Raw genomic sequence first — 15412 nt, forward strand, 5'->3', positions numbered from 1 at the left:
CGTTAACAACATGATGTGGGCGAGTCTAGCAGTTCGGGTATCAGGACGGCGGCCGGAGACGCACGTCGATCAGCCATCCAGCCGGTCGCGCAGCATGCTCCAGGGGAGCACCATGTTTGGTGCATGCCGCATCAGGCTATGGAACGGGATCGGCGACGGCGGCGCAAACGGCAGCGGCAAATCCTGAGGCTTTGTTCCATCAGCCCAATCCGCAAGCACCTTGCCCATGCTCGTGGTCATGGCGATGCCGCGCCCGTTGCAGGCAAAGCCCGCGATCAGGCCGAGGCCGAGATCGACGAGGTGCGGCAGGAAGTCGGGCTCGACGGCGGCCATCCCCGACCAGCTGTATTCAAGCGGCGGGATGTCCGGGAGATCGAGATGCCCGGCAAGCCGCCGCCAGATCGCCCGCGGCACCCGCGTGTCGGCACCGGGGCCAAAAACATGCATGCCGCCGGTGATCAGCCTGTTTTCGCCGTCGAAGCGGAAGGTGAAGAGATTGCGTCTTGTGTCGCCGACGCCTTGCCCGCCAGGAAGCAGGCGAGTGCGTATTTCGCGCGGCAGCGGCGCTGTCGCGATCTGGAAGATTTTCAGCGGGAAATAGGTTCGCTGCAACGCGCGATCCAGCGCTCCGCCATAGGCGTTGGTGGCGACCAGCACCTTTCCTGCGCGTACCGAACCGGAGGCCGTCTTCAAAGCCCAACCATCGCCTATGTGATCGATCGACGCGACACGCGTATGCTCGAAGATGCGCGCTCCGGCCTTTTCCGCCGCGTCGGCCAATCCGCGCGCATATTCGACCGGATTGAGGACGCCACCCGATCTGTCGATCCAGCCGCCGAGATAACCGCGAACGCCGGTCAGCTCTTCGACCGCCTGTCTATCCAGCGCAACAGCCGGCCTTCCGCGTGGTGCCCATTGTTCGGCGCGCGATCTGGTCTTTTGCAAAGCGGCCGGTGAATGGGCTGGTTGTATCCAGCCGCTCTGGACGGCATCGCATTCGATGGCATGCCGCCTGATCAGGTCGAAGACGAGGTCGGCGCTGCCGGCGGCGAAATCGACAAGGCGTTCGCCGCGCTCGGGCCCGAGCTGGGCAATGATATCGTCGGGGTCTCTTTTCGCGAAATTCGGCACGACGAAGCCGGCATTCCTGCCGGTTGCCCCCCAGGCGATGATTTCCGCCTCGAGGACGGCAACCGAGATGCCTTTCTCGGCACTGTGCAGCGCGGTGGAAAGGCCTGAAAACCCGCCGCCGACAATTGCCAGATCGACATCGAGTGCGCCTTCGAGGGTGGGCCGGTCGCGGCGACTGCGGCTGACGGCATGCCAAAGGGAAACGCCGTGCGGCCGGGTCACAGCGTTCATGAGCCGCTCTCGCTCGGGGCCACGCGTGCACGCTTGCCGAACCTTGGACGCCGCGGCCTGTCGCCAAACAGGCCGTTCGGCCTGACCAGAAGGATGACGCACAGCATCACGCCGATGGCGACGATCTGCAGCGAAGCGGCGCGGGCCTGCTGTTCCGGCGAGAACAACATACTGGTCAAGGCTCCCGATCCGGCCCATATCGCCCAGACCAGGATGCTGCCGATGACGGCGGCGATGTTGCTGCCCGAGCCACCGACGATCAGCATCACCCAGACCTGGAAAGTCAGCGCCGGCAAATAATTGTCCGGGGCGATGAAGCCGGTGAAATGCGCCTGCAGCGCACCGGCAAGCCCCATGATGGCGCCACCGACGGCAAAGGCCTGGACGCGGTAGAACCGCGCGCTTTTACCTAGGGATATCGCGGCCCGCTCATCCTCGCGAAGCGCCTTCAACACGCGCCCCCATGGGCTGCGCGACAGATGCTCCAGCGCGAGATAGACGATCAGCGTCACCACCGAGACGATCGCAAGGTTCGAAAGGTTGAACAGCAACGGCGTTTCGGCAAGACCGCCGAACGGACGCGGAATGAAGCCGATGCCGAACGGCCCGCCGGTCAGCTTCTGGGCATTGAGCGCTACCAGTTGCACGACGACGGCGACGCCGAAAGTAGTGATCGCCAGATAGTCCGATCTCAGACGTAGCGTGGCAATGCCGGTGATGGCGGCGGCGACGCCGCCCAACAGCATGGCGCCAAGCCAGCCGATAAGGATCGGCAGGTCGAAGCCGCCCAGGCGCGCGGCATCGTCGGGCGTGGTCAGCAGCGCCGAGGTGTAGGCGCCGATGGCAACGAAGCCGGCGACCCCGACATTGAAAAGCCCGGTCAGCCCCCATTGCAGATTGAGCCCGAGCGTGATGAGCGAAAAGATCAGCGCGGTGGTCAGGAAGAAGGCGCCGTAGCCGAGCAGATCCATCAGCGTTCCCTCACTCCGAAAAGGCCGATGGGCCGCACGAACAGCACCGCCATCAGGATGATGAACGAGACGGCTGCCCGCCATTCGGCGCCGATCAATTGCACGGCAGCCGCTTCGGCCATGCCGATGATCAGGCCGCCGAGAACGGCGCCGGGCACGCTGCCGATGCCGCCGAGGATGGCGGCCGCGAACATCGGCAGCAGCATCTCGAAACCCATGAACGGGCGGATCTGGATGAGAATGCCGATCATGACGCCGGCGACGCAGGCCAGCGCGCCGCCGATGATCCAGGTGACGCGCACCACCCTGGCGACGTCGATGCCGACGATGCGCGCAAGTGCCGCGTTCTGGCTCAATGCCTGCATCGAGCGGCCGGTCTGGGTCCGCGTCATCAGGAGATGCACGCCGAGCACCAGCACGGCGGTCAGCAGCAGCAGCGCGATCTGGTCCGGGGTGATGCGGATGCCGAAACCTATCGGCATGGCGATCTGGATCCCCCGGCTGAAATAGGTCGGACGCGAGGTGAAGATGAATTCGAGCAGGCTTCTCAGCGCCATCGAGGCGCCGAAGCTCGCCATCACCACGATGATCGCCTGGCCCTTAGCCCGCAGCCGCGCGAACAGCACCATGTCGAGCGCCAGCGCCAGCAGGCCGGTGGCCGCCATGCCGATGACGAGCGCGACGATCAGCGGCCAACCGAAGGAGAGGGGCGCGATCGGCGCGATCTTGCCGAAAATCGCGCCAATGGCGCCAACCACGGCGAGCGTCGCATAGGCGCCCCAGGCCATGAAGTCGCCATGGGCGAAGTTCGAGAAGCGCAGGATCGAATAGGTGAGTGTCACGCCGATGGCGCCGAGGCCGATCATCGACCCTGCCAGCAGTCCGTCGATGACGAATTGCAGGTTCATGCCGCGCTTCCTTGTCCAAGGTCGAGGCGGCGCTGGCCAAGATAGAGTTCAGCGACGACCGGGTCGTTCCAGAGCTCGGAGGCGACGCCCTGGTGCCGCTCCTTGCCCTCGACCAGCACATAGGCGCGGTCTCCAATGGCAAGCGCTGCCTTGGCGTTCTGTTCGACCAGCAGGATGGTGACGCCGGACTTTCGGATGCCGGCCAGCATCTCGAACACCATCGCCACGAATTTCGGCGACAGGCCGGCCGACGGCTCGTCGAGCACCAACACCTTGGGATGGACGATCAACGCCCGGGCGACGGCCAGCATCTGCCGCTGTCCACCCGACAGATTGCCCGCGGCCGTTCTGCGCTGACGGGCGAGATCGGGAAAGGCCGCATACATTTCCTCGATGCGGGCTGGGACCTCGCGCGGCCTCAGGATGCCGCAGGCGACCCTGAGATTGTCCTCGACCGACATCAGCGGGAAGATGTTCTCTGTCTGTGGCACGAAGGCAAGGCCAAGGCGGACCATGATGTGAGCGGGCGACGCCGTGATATTCTTGCCGTCCAGCAGCACCGTGCCGCCGGTGATCGGGACAAGGCCGGCGATGGCCTTGATAAGGCTCGACTTGCCGGCGCCGTTGGGACCGAGAACGACGACGATCTCGCCCTGGTCGACGGTGATCGAAGCGCCGCGCACGATCGGAACGCCAGGCTCGTAGCCGGCTTCGAGATCGCGGACATCGAGTACCTTTTGGCTCATGCCGTGCCTCCGAGGTAGGCCTCGATGACGCGCGGATCGCGCGCCACCTCCCCCGGGGTGCCTTCGCACAGAAGCTGGCCGCTCGCCATGACCAGCACGCGGTGGCAAAGCCGCGTCACCATGTCGATATTGTGCTCGATCAGCAGGAAGGTGATGCCGCGCGCATTGATGTCGCGGATGCGGTCTATAATGATCTCGAGCAGGGTTGCGTTGACCCCGGCCGCCGGCTCGTCGAGCAGGATGATCGCCGGGTCGGCCATCATCACGCGGGCCAACTCGAGCAGCTTGCGCTGGCCGCCTGAAAGCACGCGCGCAGGTTCGTGCGCGAGGTGAGCGATCGTGACGAGTTCGAGCAGTTCGACGGCTCTTGTCTCGGCAGCCCTTTCTTCGGCAGCGACCCGCCGGGGCGTCAGGAAATTGGCGAGCAGTTTTTCTCCGGCCTGCCCTTGCGCGGCCAGCATGACGTTTTCGATCAGCGTCAGGTTAGGCAAGGGCCGGGGGATCTGGAACGTGCGGCCAAGGCCGCGGCCAATGCGGCGATGGGCAGCTTCCCCCGACACCGATACGCCGTTGAGGAGGATTTCGCCGCTGGTCGGCAGAATGCTGCCGGCGAGCAGGTCGAACATCGTGGTTTTGCCGGCGCCGTTCGGGCCGATAAGGCCAAGTATTTCGCCCGGCCGGACGTCGAACGAGACATTGTTGACCGCGACCAGGCCGCCGAAGCGTCTGAGGACGTTCCTGGCCGTGAGGACCGGCGTACGGATCTCCTCCTGCCGTTCCGTCGTGTCGCTCATCAATTCCTCTGGCCGAAAAGCGATCTTCGTCGCCTCTGATTTGATTTGTGATCACGCTTGCTTTGATCACGCTATTCGGCTTTAATTTCTTCCGCAAGCCGAAAACGGCCAAGACCGGGATTGCCTATGCAGAAGGCCGCCATCGAAAAGAACAATGAGATGATCGCAGCCCAGCTTACGCCGGTCGGCCGCGAGACCGTGCAGGATCGCGTCTATTCGGAGCTGCGCCGCGCCTTGATCGGCGGGCTTTTCGAGCCAAGCCAGGTTCTGACCATCCGCGGCCTCGCCGACGCGCTGGTCACCAGCACCATGCCGGTGCGCGAGGCGCTCGGACGGCTGATCACCGAGAAGGCACTGGAGGCGCTTCCCAACCGTTCGGTGCGCGTGCCGCCGATCACGCTGGAGCGCATCGACGACCTCTTGCGCGCCCGCTCTCTGATCGAGGGCGAAGCGATCGCGCTGGCCGCCGCGCGCATGAACCCGCGCCAGATCGCTTCGGTCGAAGCCATGCTCGGCGAGTGGGACGAGATGCGGGCGCTGAAGCACAAGAAGGATATCGACCGCGAGGCCACGCTCAACCAGAGCTTCCATTTCGAGATCTACCGTTGCTGCGGTTCCGCCGTGCTGATCCCGATGATCGAGAGCCTGTGGTTGCAATCCGGGCCTTGCATCCGCGTTGCCATTTACGCCTTCTCCGACGCCGGCGAGGTCGATACGGCCCACTACCACCGCAGCATCGTCGCAGCGCTTTCCAGGCAGGATGCGCAAGCGGCGCGCGAGGCGCTGGTGGCCGACATCAGCCGGCCCTTCGCCTTTCTGCGCGACAAGCTCCAATCCACAAGCAAGGAAGGATTGAGGGCATGACGGTGCCTGGCATCAACATCACCGAGCCACACTCGATGCTTTCCGTGACCGCGCTGCTGTTGCCTGAAAAGGCGCCCGACAACGCTGCCTTCCTGCTGGCGTATCTCGAGCAGCCGCGCGTCGTTGCGGGCATCCATGCTATGTGGACGGGGCCGGAAATCTCCTGCCCGGTTCCATCAGCCGAACTTGAGGGCCAAACCTATGCCAGGCCCTTGCCGGCGGAGAACGCAACGCTGACGCCGCAGCCGGGCGACATCGTGTTGTCCTACGTGCCGCCGCGCATGTGGGGCGGCAACCCGAATGCCATCTTTGACGTCGGCCTGTTCTACGGAGCGGGTGCACGCCTGCTGTTCCCGATCGGCTGGCTTGCCGGAAGCGTCGTCGCGCAGGTGGTGCCTGAGGATCGCGATAAATTCGCAGCCGCTTGTGGCGTGATCCGTCGCAACGGTGCCTGCGACATCACCTTCACCCGGGTGGAGATCTGAATGGCTGAGACCGACGACAGTTTCGAACTCTTCGACCTTCGCGTCGAGGCGGTTATCCCCGAGGGCAAGCCGATCTATTGCGGCGCCAAGCCCGGCGACTACTTCGAGTTGAAGGGCGAGATGCTGTCGATGCCGGCGGGGCAAGGTTTCTCGATCTATTCCATTGCGGCAGTGTTGCCGCTTCTGGCCGCAAAGCAGCGCCCGACCCACAGGAACGACTGGATGACGTCGGACGCCGAGATCGCTTGTCCGGATCCCAATTGTGCCAGCCGGCTCCGGATCGTCAGGACCGGCAAGCGGCGGTTCAGCCATGCCGAAACGACGGCGGTGCCGCTGCCGAAGGAGAATGACCGGAGATGACCGCCAAGGCTTTCGAGCTCAGCCCCGGCTATACGATCTCGCGCGTTATTCGCGGCGGCTGGCAGCTTGCCGGCGGGCACGGCGCGATCGACCGCCAACAGGCGGTAACTGACCTGATCGCCACCTTCGACGCCGGCATCAGGACCTATGATTGCGCCGATATCTATACCGGTGTCGAAGAGCTGATCGGCGCGGCGCGCCTGCGCCTTGCCAATGAGCGTGGCCTCGACGCTGCCACCAAAATGAAGGTGCACACCAAGCTGGTGCCTGACCTGGAAAGGCTTTCCAATATCAGCCGCGACTACATCAGAGGCATCGTCGAGCAGTCGCTGCGGCGGCTGAAGACCGAGCGGCTCGATCTCGTGCAGTTCCACTGGTGGGACTATGCGCTGCCCGGCTACGTCGAAGCGATGGGCTGGCTCAACGAAATTCGCAGGGAAGGCAAGGTGCGCAACATCGGCACCACGAACTTCGACACGCCGCGGTTGGCCGAGATCCTGGCCGCCGGCGTGCCGCTGGTCAGCCAACAATTGCAATACTCGGTGCTCGACCAGCGGCCAGCCAACAGCCTTGCAGCGCTCGCCAGCCGGCATGGCGTCAGTTTCCTCTGCTACGGTTCGGTGGCGGGCGGCTTCCTCAGCGAAAAATGGCTTGGCGCTGCCGAGCCGCAGACGCCGCTCGAAAACCGATCGCTGGTCAAATACAAGCTGATCATTGACGACTTTGGTGGCTGGGAGCCTTTCCAGGAGTTGCTTCGCACACTGAAGGCCGTCGCCGACCGCCACGGCGTCGATATCGCCACCATCGCCAGCGCCTGGGTGCTGGAGCAGCCGCAAGTGGCGGCCGTCATCGTCGGCGCCCGCAACCAGGCGCACGCCCTTGCCAATGCCAGAATCATGGACGTCGCGCTCGATGCCGACGACCGGGCGAGGATCGCTGCCGTGATCGCGCAAAGCCGTGGGCCATTGGGTGATGTCTACACGTTGGAACGCGACCGCCACGGCCGCCACGGCTCGATCATGCACTACAATTTGAATGCGGGCAGGAAATGAACGCGGCCATGGACGAAAAGCCCTCCTTGCTTTCCCGCGCCAGCGTCGAGGTGGTCGATCTCCACCGCTTCTTCGTAGACTGGTTCAATGCGGCGAGTGCGGACAATGCAGATTTCAGGCGGTTCGAACGCGTCATGGGCGAAGGTTTCTGCATGGTTGCGCCGGATGGCCAGGTCCTCGATCGTGACGCGGTGCTCGACCATGTCAGGGCAAGCCGCGCCAGCTGCGACGGCGATTTCAGTATCTCGATCGAGGAAATCCGGGCCGGCTGGCAACAAGGCGACATGATCGTCGTCTGTTACATCGAAGCACAGCAGCGCGCCGGCAAGCACAGCCGCCGCCGCTCGAGTGCCGTTTTCACCACCAGCTCATCGGCGCCCAACGGCGTCGAATGGCGACATCTGCATGAAACCTGGCTGCAGGTGGCGGAAGGCTGAACAGGCTCATGACATCAATGAGAGTCGTGCAACGAAAGGGGAACGACAATGACAAAGACCATACTTCAGATCACCACCGCGCTCGCTCTGCTGACAGCGGCCGGCACAGCGCAAGCCGCCGATTGCAAGATCACCGTCGGCCTCGTCATGGAATTGACCGGTCCGGCCGGCGAATACGGACAGGCCGGCGCCAAGTCGGTCGAGATGGCCTTCCGCGATATCAACGATGCCGGCGGCGTGCGCGGCTGCGATCTCGCGACCGACACCCGCGACAGCCAGAGCCAGGGCAACATCGCGGTCGATGCCGCAACACAACTCGTGCAGGTCAAGAAGGTGCCGGTGATCATCGGCGGCATCATCTCCTCGGTGTCGATCCCGATCCTGACCTCGGTCACCGCTCCGGCCAAGATCGTCCAGGTGTCGCCAGCCTCTTCGTCGCCGACGCTGACGGCGCTCGGACGCGATGGCAAGACCAACGGCATCTTCTTCCGCACCATCACCTCGGACGCACTGCAGGGCGTCGCTGCCGCCAAATATGCCATCGACAAAGGCTTCAAGAAGCTGTCGGTCATCCACGTCAACAACGACTTCGGCGTCAACATGGTGGCGGAATTTTCGCGCGCCTATAAGGCACTCGGCGGCACCATCGTCTCCGACACGCCCTACAATGAAAAGCAGTCGAGCTATGCCTCGGAAGTGACGGCGGCGATGGCCGGCGAGCCCGACGGGCTTTATCTCGTCAGCACGCCCGTCGACGGCGCAACAATCGCCCGCACCTGGATTTCGCAGGGCGGTGTCCAGAAATTCCTGCTCAATGACGGCATGAACAGCCCGGACTTCATCGAATCCGTTGGCTCGGATTACCTGAAGGATGCGTACGGCACTTCCTCCGGCACCAGCCCGACCGCATCGACCGAGTATTTCACCAAGAACTACAAGGAATTTTCGGGCATCGAACCGTCGAACCCGGCGGCCGACCGGTCGTATGATGCCGGCGCCATCGTCGGCTTGGCCATCGCCATTGCCGGCTCCGAGGATCCGGCCAAGATCAAGGACGCGATGTACAAGGCGGTCGACCCGGCCGGCACGCCGATCTATGCCGGCAAAGACGAGTTCGCCAAGGCGCTCGGCCTGATCAAGGATGGCAAGCCGATCCGCTACGAAGGCGTCATCGGCCCGGTCGCCTTCGACAAATACGGCGACATCACCGGCCCGTTCCGCCTCTGGAAGATCGTCGATGGCAAGGTGACGACCGACGGCGAAATGACCACGGATGATGTCAACGCCTTGCAGGCGAAGCTTCAGTAAGCCGCCTATGTCTTGTCCGGCGTCGATCCCATTTCATTGAGGTTGATGCCGGCCACTTGCATGTCCTGCTGCTGGTTAGGCCGGCCTGGAAACGACCACCGCACCAGCCGCCGGCATGATCCAGGGGCAGGCATAGTAATCGGCGATGCGATTTATGGTCCCGCCGGCGGCTTCGATCCGAACCGGATGAGCAGGCTTCCAACCATCTTCGCCATGGTGGAGCACGAGCAGCACCGCCTCGCCATCGATCTCGCCAGTCGCCATCTTCCATGTCGTCGAGGCTCTTTCATATTCGACGAAGTAAGGTGATTCCGACAGCCTGCCGGTGAAGCAATCCGCGACCCGCAATTGTGCGTCGGCGCTGGTCAGCGCCCGCACGCCGTCCCAGTCGCGGCGGTTGAACAGTTCGACATAGCGGCTGAGCAATTCCAGGAGTTCCGGATCGCGCTGGGGCTCCGAACGGACGATTGGCTCGCCTGACAAGGCGGCTAATTTCGAGCGGCCACGGCTCAACGCAGCCTTGACACCACCCACGGTCGAGCCGACGAGATCGGCGATCTCTTCCAGCGAATGGTCGAAGACATCCTTGAGCAGGACGCAGGCGCGTTCCTTGGGCGGCAGGTGGATCACCAGCCGTTCGATCGCGCGATCCGCGCCCTTGCCGGCCCGCTCGACCGGCAGGACGATCTCGTCTTCGACGAAATTGGCCTCCGCATGCCGACGCACCTGCCGGCTTCGCAGGAAATCGATGCAGCGATTATGTGCAATGCGAAACAGCCAAGGGCCAAGAGCACTCGCATCGTCCAGCTTCTCGATCTTCCGATAGGCCTCGAACAGCGCCTCCTGCATGACGTCTTCGGCGTCGAGCGTCGAACCGGTCATGCGTGCACAGTAGCGGTGCAGCCGTCCACGCAAATGCGCGACTGTCTCCAGAAAACCGGCGTAGCGGACGTCGAAAAGCCCGGTCGGGTCAAGTCTTGGCTGCATCTTCATGGCATACGGATCATAGCGGGACATAGGTCAACGTAATGACGCCGTTCTTGAAACGGTGCGTATCTATAAGCTCCAGCCTGACCAGGGACGGGTCGACATCCTGGAAAGCGCGTTTGCCATGGCCGACGCGGGTCGGCACGATCGAGAGCTGATACTCGTCGACAAGCCTGTTGGCGAGCAGCGTCTGGTCGAGATTGCCCACTCCGTACTTCAATATGTTGCCGCCGGTTTGCTGCTTGATCCTGGCGATTTCGGCAGCGACGTCCCCTTCGATCAGCGATGCGTTCCAGCTCACTTCCTTGAGGCTGCGCGACGCGACGAGCTTCTTGAGCCCGTTCATGCGGTCCATGTACTTGCTGCCTTTGACCTGCGGCCAACGCGCCGAAAACATTTCATAGGTGACGCGGCCGAGCAGGAAAAAATCCGCCTCGCCGGCCTTTTCATAGGAGTGTTCCTTCATCTCCTCGTCGAAGAACGGTGACGCCCATTCCATTGGTGCTTCGATGACGCCGTCCAGCGAAATGAAGCTGCCTACGATCAATTTTCTCATCGCGTGTCTCCGGTGCGCAACAGGCATCCCGTCGGATCCAAGAACCGGCGCAAACGAACCGGCCCGACGGATGACCACAGGATGCAGTGCCTAAGACGTTTCCGGTTCGACTTTGGATACGCGTGAGGACCGTTTGAGCTAATGAGGACCGTTTGAGCTAATAAAGCGGCTTGGCCATGTGCCGGGGCGTCGGCCACTCCGTCGTAATCCCCGGCTGCACCGGCCGCTCGAGATAAGTCGAGAGCACGACGTAGCTTCGCGTCGAGGTGACGCCGCGTGTTTCGTAGAGGCGCGACAGTAGGCCCTCGAGCGCCCGCGTGTCCTCGGTGCGGACCTTGATCAGCATGCATGTGTCGCCGGCCACCGAATGGATCTCCTCGACTTCGGGGTGTTCGGAGATTGCCATCAGCTCCGGCGTCTTTCCCCACCCCTTTGTGTCGATATGGACGAAGGCAAGCAGCGGCTTGTGCACCGCCTTGGGATCGATGATGACCGCGGTGTTGCGGATGGCGCCGCTGCGCCGCAGGCGCTTGACGCGTTCATGGGCTGCCGGCGGTGAAAGGCCGACGCGGTCGCCGAGCTCGGCATAGCTGATCGTGGCGTCGTCGACCAGAACGCCTAATATTTTTCGGTCGGTTGCATCGATATCGCGGGCGGCGGGCCTGTTCTGCGGAATGCCATCTGTTTCTTCGTCCATATTAAAATTCCCGATTGATGCAGAATTTAATACGGCCATTATTGCCATATGTCGAACACTGATCAAGTCGCCACATTTACGGCAAGGCCGCCTATCCCGGCGCTCGCTTACCTCCTCACCGGATGCATTGCCGTGATCGGCTCGAACTCGCTGGTGCTCGGTCCGATCGCACCGGCGGTGGCCGAGTCCTTCGGCACAAGCGTGCCGGCGGTTATGATCGCGTCCGCCGCGTTCGGGCTCGGGACGTCGGCGAGCGCCTTGTTCCTGGCGCGCTATATCGACCGGCTTGGTGCCCGCCGCATGCTGCAAGGAGCGTTGCTGCTGCTGGCGATAGCGCTCGTCGCCAGCGCTGCTGCGCCGACGGTGACGGCGCTGGTCGCGGCCCAGCTTCTCGCCGGCATCGCTGCAGGTGTCGCCATGCCGGCAATCTACGCCAGCTCCGCCGCGATTGCACCGCCCGGCCGCGAAAGCGGCACCATAGGCGTCGTGCTGACCGGCTGGACGCTGAGCATGGTCGCCGGGGTTTCGCTGTCGGCCGTACTTGCCGACCTGGTGCATTGGCGCGCCGTTTTCGCGGCGGTCGCGGTGCTCGCAGCACTCGCATTGGCAAGCCTGGCGCTGACGTCGCTGAGCGATGTCAGGAAGAGCGGCCCGGCGCCGACGCCGCTGGGCGCCTTGAGCGTCCCCGGCATAGTGCCGCTTCTGGTTGCCTGCGCCGCATTCATGACCGCGTTCTACGGTGTCTATGGCTATCTTGGCGATCACCTTCACAATGGCTTGGGACGGCCGGTCAGCGCCAACGGGCTGGCCGCGCTCGCTTATGGCGCCGGATTTGGTGCGGCGGCACTTCTTGACGGCGTTATCGACCGCCTGGGCGCGCGGCGTGTCATGCCATTTGCCTACCTGCTCGTCGCGGCCGTCTATGTCGCGATTGCCGCGGCGAGCAGTAGTTTCCATCTGACTATAGCGATGATAGCCGTCTGGGGCCTTGCCAATCATTTCGGGCTGAACGTCCTGGTGATGCGCCTGTCCGCGCTCGATCCTGCGCGGCGCGGCACGATCATGGGCTTGAACAGCGCGGTGACCTATCTCGCGGTGTTCGTCGGCACCACGGCGTTCGGACCGCTTTATTCCACATTCGGTCTTGCGGCGTCGGCGGTGGTTGCAGCCTTGCTCATGCTGATCGCTGCTGTTGCAGCGGCGTGGCGTTCGCCGAAGCTATAGCGCAGCAAGTCTTGCGTCTCGGCCCCGTCCTTCGATAGATGCTTGGTGGATGGACGATACAACGCTTGAGACAACCGCCGATCCCTTGCCGCACGAGCTGGCTTTTCTCGGAGAGCGGCTTGCGGCGTTCAACGACAGTGATGTCGGCGCCTCCTGCAGGAAGGCATTGGCCGTGTTCGTGCGCGACGAGCACGGCGCTATTGTCGCCGGCATCTCCGGATATACAGCCTGGGGCTGGCTCTATGTGCAATGGCTCTGGGTCGATGAAAAACTGCGCGGTCACCGCATGGCTGGCAGGATGCTCGAGGCGGCCGAGAGGGAGGCGATCGCGCGCGACTGTCACGGCGCCTGGATCGACACGTTCAATCCCAAGGCCGCCAAGGCCTATGAGCGCCAGGGCTATTTGCCCTTCGGCGTGCTTGCCGATTTCCCCATTGGCCGCAGCCGTGTCTTCCTGCAGAAGAAATTGTTGGCTTAGTTAGCCGGCAAGGCGTCCGCCGCGCATCGGCTGGGGCACGCCGGTCGTACTGGGGAAGCTGATCGGCAAGCCTCTGAGCACGCGCACTGCCAGGAACGCAAAACACTCCGCCTCCACCGCATCGCCCTTCCAGCCAAGCGCCTCGGCCGGAACCGCTTCGACGCCAGCGCGGCTGGCAAGCATGGCCATGATCGTTGGGTTGTGTCGACCGCCACCGCTGACCACCAGCCGCTTCGGCCGGCGCGGCAGAAGATCGAGCGCCTTGCCGACGGCGGCCGCGGTGAAGGCCGTCAGCAGGGCTGCGCCATCCTCGGCGTTCATTCCGTCCGCCATCGAGGCGCCGAAATCGAAACGGTCCAGCGATTTCGGATAGGGTTTGGTCAAATACGGATGCTGCAGGAGCTTGGCCAGCCGTGCCTCGTCGACCGTGCCGGCGCGGGCAAGGGCGCCGTCGCGGTCCATTTCGCCGAGCCCCTTCGATTTGATGAAATCGTTCAGCGGTGCGTTGGCGGGCCCGGTGTCGAAGGCAACAACATTGTCCTTGCCGTCCCACCACGTGATGTTGGCGACGCCGCCGAGATTGAGCACCGCCGTGTCGCCGGTGGCGTCGGCTTCGAGCAGCAGCGCGGCGTGATAGGCGGCCGACAGCGGCGCGCCCTGGCCGCCGGCGCGCATGTCGGCCGAGCGGAAGTCATAGGCGACCCTGGTGCCAAGGATGGCATGCATCAGCTCGCCGTCGCCGAGCTGGCGGGTCTGGCCCAGTCGGCCCACTTGCGGGGCACGGTGCAGCACGGTCTGGCCGTGGAAGCCGACGACCCCTATATCGGCCATCGTCAGCCCGTGGCTTTCGACCAGATCCTTGACCGCCGCGGACTGGGCGCGCGTCAGCGCTTCCTCTGCTTCGTGGAAGATTGCCGGTTCCGGCCCTGTGAAATTCCAGCTCCTTGCCTGCCGCAGCGTCTCTTCCAGCAAGGTCCGGATCGACCGCGGGTAGGGGGCCAGGGTGTAGATGCCGAAGTCGTCAATCCGTTCGCCGTCGGTCTTGATCAGCGCGACATCGATATTGCCGTCCAGCACGGTGCCGGTCATCAGGCCGACGGCCCACACGGGTTCGCCATTTTTCGGATTCATGGTTGTCAGGCTCCGTTGACGAGATCGCCGACCGCTTGGCGAAGCGCTGCGATCCCGCTGTTGAAATGACGTGTCGGATGGATCCGGTTGGTGAGCAAGGTCCAGGCTCTGCCTTTGTCGAAGTCGACCCACAGCCCGACACCGGTAAAGCCGGTATGCCCGATGGTTTCGGGGCTGCAAAACCGGCCGCCGGACCAGCCTTCGTAGGGTCGCTCCCAGCCATGGGTGCGGGTTGCCGACAAGGGCGTGCGCATCAGCGCGATCGAACGCTCGGATGCGCCGCTCCCGTCCAGCAGCCCTTGCGCAAAGTCGAGGACCGAAGCCGCCGTTCCGAACAGGCCGGCGTGACCGGCACCTTGCAAGGCCGAGCAATTGTCGTCGTGGACTTCGCCGCAGAGCACGCGATGGCGCCATGTGCAGTCTTCGGTCGCCGCCGCTTGATCCGGTTCGGCGGAGAACGCGAAGCCCGGACCGGGATCTATGTCGCGAATGGTCTTGCCAGACAGGCGCTCCAGGACGAAGCCGAGCAGGATGAAGTTGATATCGGAATAGACCGGCTCGCCAGCCTGCCATTCGCGCTGCAGGATGAAGGCGCGCAGCAGCTCGGGGTCACGCCCATAGGTGTAGATTGGCGCGACGGCGGGAAACGGTGTCTGATGGCCGAGACACTGGCGAAACGTTACGTTCCGTTCCCAGGCTTTTTCGTCATATTGGCGAAGGTCGGGCAAGACGGAAATCAGCGGCGCGTCGAGGTCGATGACGCCTTCTTCCGCCAGCGCCAGGATACGCGACGTGGTGAAGATGACTTTGGTCAGGGATGCCAGGTCGAACCATGTCCCGACATGCATCGGCCGTATCTTGGGCACGACTTGGGCTGAGCCGATTGCCCGGACGATGCGTTCGCCGTCCCCGTCAACTATGCCGAGCACGCCGCCCGGAATGCGCGATGCGGCCACGGCCGCTTCGAGCGGGGCGAATGCGCGGGAGAAGAGATCATGGTCGATCAACTACGCCTCCGTTTGGAAGGCAGCGATGGGCCGTCCCTCCGGCCT

At 63.7% G+C, this 15412-nt stretch carries 18 protein-coding genes; 8 read left to right on the forward strand and 10 right to left on the reverse strand.

From position 1 onward, the window contains the following. Positions 1 to 69: 69 nt before the first annotated feature. From NKJ23_RS11635 to NKJ23_RS11655, 5 genes are read right to left on the reverse strand one after another with little or no spacing between them, the layout of a single operon-like run. Positions 70 to 1362 carry an NAD(P)/FAD-dependent oxidoreductase gene (locus NKJ23_RS11635; protein ID WP_352680385.1) on the reverse strand — a complete coding sequence of 431 codons (1293 nt, stop codon included), beginning with the start codon at positions 1360 to 1362 and terminating at the stop codon, positions 70 to 72. Further along, positions 1359 to 2336 carry a branched-chain amino acid ABC transporter permease gene (locus tag NKJ23_RS11640; RefSeq protein WP_352680449.1) on the reverse strand — a complete coding sequence of 326 codons (978 nt, stop codon included), beginning with the start codon at positions 2334 to 2336 and terminating at the stop codon, positions 1359 to 1361. Before NKJ23_RS11640 ends, NKJ23_RS11635 begins: the two co-directional genes overlap by 4 nt. Beyond that, positions 2333 to 3241 (reverse strand): branched-chain amino acid ABC transporter permease, encoded by a 909-nt coding sequence (locus NKJ23_RS11645; RefSeq protein ID WP_352680386.1) that lies wholly within the window; start codon positions 3239 to 3241, stop codon positions 2333 to 2335. Before NKJ23_RS11645 ends, NKJ23_RS11640 begins: the two co-directional genes overlap by 4 nt. Beyond that, a complete protein-coding gene (locus tag NKJ23_RS11650) occupies positions 3238 to 3987 on the reverse strand; it encodes an ABC transporter ATP-binding protein (RefSeq protein ID WP_352680387.1) in 750 nt (249 codons plus the stop codon). The genes NKJ23_RS11645 and NKJ23_RS11650 overlap by 4 nt, the downstream gene beginning before the upstream one ends. Further along, on the reverse strand, positions 3984 to 4781 hold the full coding sequence (locus NKJ23_RS11655) for an ABC transporter ATP-binding protein (RefSeq protein WP_352680388.1): 798 nt from the start codon (positions 4779 to 4781) through the stop codon (positions 3984 to 3986). The genes NKJ23_RS11650 and NKJ23_RS11655 overlap by 4 nt, the downstream gene beginning before the upstream one ends. Positions 4782 to 4907: 126 nt before the next feature. Here NKJ23_RS11655 and NKJ23_RS11660 point away from each other — a divergent pair, with 126 nt between their 5' ends. The 6 genes from NKJ23_RS11660 to NKJ23_RS11685 are packed head-to-tail and all read left to right on the forward strand — an operon-like array spanning position 4908 to position 9287. Beyond that, positions 4908 to 5645, forward strand: a complete 738-nt coding sequence (locus NKJ23_RS11660) for a GntR family transcriptional regulator (protein ID WP_352680389.1) — start codon at positions 4908 to 4910, stop codon at positions 5643 to 5645. Further along, on the forward strand, positions 5642 to 6130 hold the full coding sequence (locus NKJ23_RS11665; RefSeq protein ID WP_031211593.1) for a DUF3830 family protein: 489 nt from the start codon (positions 5642 to 5644) through the stop codon (positions 6128 to 6130). Before NKJ23_RS11660 ends, NKJ23_RS11665 begins: the two co-directional genes overlap by 4 nt. Beyond that, complete coding sequence (locus NKJ23_RS11670; protein ID WP_352472221.1) at positions 6131 to 6490, forward strand: TIGR04076 family protein; 360 nt, start codon at positions 6131 to 6133, stop codon at positions 6488 to 6490. Then, entirely contained in the window at positions 6487 to 7542 is a 1056-nt protein-coding gene (locus tag NKJ23_RS11675; protein WP_352680390.1) for an aldo/keto reductase, read from the forward strand. The genes NKJ23_RS11670 and NKJ23_RS11675 overlap by 4 nt, the downstream gene beginning before the upstream one ends. 8 nt (positions 7543 to 7550) lie before the next feature. Then, the gene (locus NKJ23_RS11680) at positions 7551 to 7979 is read left to right on the forward strand and encodes a DUF4440 domain-containing protein (protein ID WP_352680391.1); all 429 of its coding nucleotides are present in this window, start codon (positions 7551 to 7553) and stop codon (positions 7977 to 7979) included. 48 nt (positions 7980 to 8027) lie between these two features. Next, complete coding sequence (locus tag NKJ23_RS11685; RefSeq protein WP_352680392.1) at positions 8028 to 9287, forward strand: ABC transporter substrate-binding protein; 1260 nt, start codon at positions 8028 to 8030, stop codon at positions 9285 to 9287. 75 nt (positions 9288 to 9362) lie between these two features. On the opposite strand, the gene NKJ23_RS11690 is transcribed toward NKJ23_RS11685, so the two are convergent. From NKJ23_RS11690 to NKJ23_RS11700, 3 genes are all read right to left on the reverse strand, one after another. After that, positions 9363 to 10280: a sigma-70 family RNA polymerase sigma factor gene (locus tag NKJ23_RS11690; RefSeq protein WP_352680393.1), complete on the reverse strand. Its 918-nt coding sequence runs from the start codon at positions 10278 to 10280 to the stop codon at positions 9363 to 9365. 10 nt (positions 10281 to 10290) lie between these two features. Further along, on the reverse strand, positions 10291 to 10830 hold the full coding sequence (locus NKJ23_RS11695; protein ID WP_352680394.1) for a dihydrofolate reductase family protein: 540 nt from the start codon (positions 10828 to 10830) through the stop codon (positions 10291 to 10293). A 157-nt stretch (positions 10831 to 10987) separates the two neighbouring features. Beyond that, entirely contained in the window at positions 10988 to 11527 is a 540-nt protein-coding gene (locus NKJ23_RS11700; protein WP_352621046.1) for an Lrp/AsnC family transcriptional regulator, read from the reverse strand. Between the two features lie 48 nt (positions 11528 to 11575). Here NKJ23_RS11700 and NKJ23_RS11705 point away from each other — a divergent pair, with 48 nt between their 5' ends. Together NKJ23_RS11705 and NKJ23_RS11710 are read left to right on the forward strand one after the other, a co-directional pair. Next, positions 11576 to 12751 carry an MFS transporter gene (locus NKJ23_RS11705; RefSeq protein WP_352680395.1) on the forward strand — a complete coding sequence of 392 codons (1176 nt, stop codon included), beginning with the start codon at positions 11576 to 11578 and terminating at the stop codon, positions 12749 to 12751. Positions 12752 to 12800: 49 nt separating this feature from the next. Next, a complete protein-coding gene (locus tag NKJ23_RS11710; RefSeq protein WP_352680396.1) occupies positions 12801 to 13229 on the forward strand; it encodes a GNAT family N-acetyltransferase in 429 nt (142 codons plus the stop codon). On the opposite strand, the gene NKJ23_RS11715 is transcribed toward NKJ23_RS11710, so the two are convergent. Together NKJ23_RS11715 and NKJ23_RS11720 are read right to left on the reverse strand one after the other, a co-directional pair. After that, positions 13230 to 14360, reverse strand: coding sequence for an anhydro-N-acetylmuramic acid kinase (locus NKJ23_RS11715; protein ID WP_352680397.1), 1131 nt, complete (start codon positions 14358 to 14360; stop codon positions 13230 to 13232). Between the two features lie 5 nt (positions 14361 to 14365). Continuing rightward, a complete protein-coding gene (locus tag NKJ23_RS11720; protein ID WP_352680398.1) occupies positions 14366 to 15367 on the reverse strand; it encodes a serine hydrolase domain-containing protein in 1002 nt (333 codons plus the stop codon). Positions 15368 to 15412 lie beyond the last annotated feature (45 nt).

Source organism: Mesorhizobium sp. M0184 (genome assembly GCF_040322215.1).
Classification (GTDB): domain Bacteria; phylum Pseudomonadota; class Alphaproteobacteria; order Rhizobiales; family Rhizobiaceae; genus Mesorhizobium.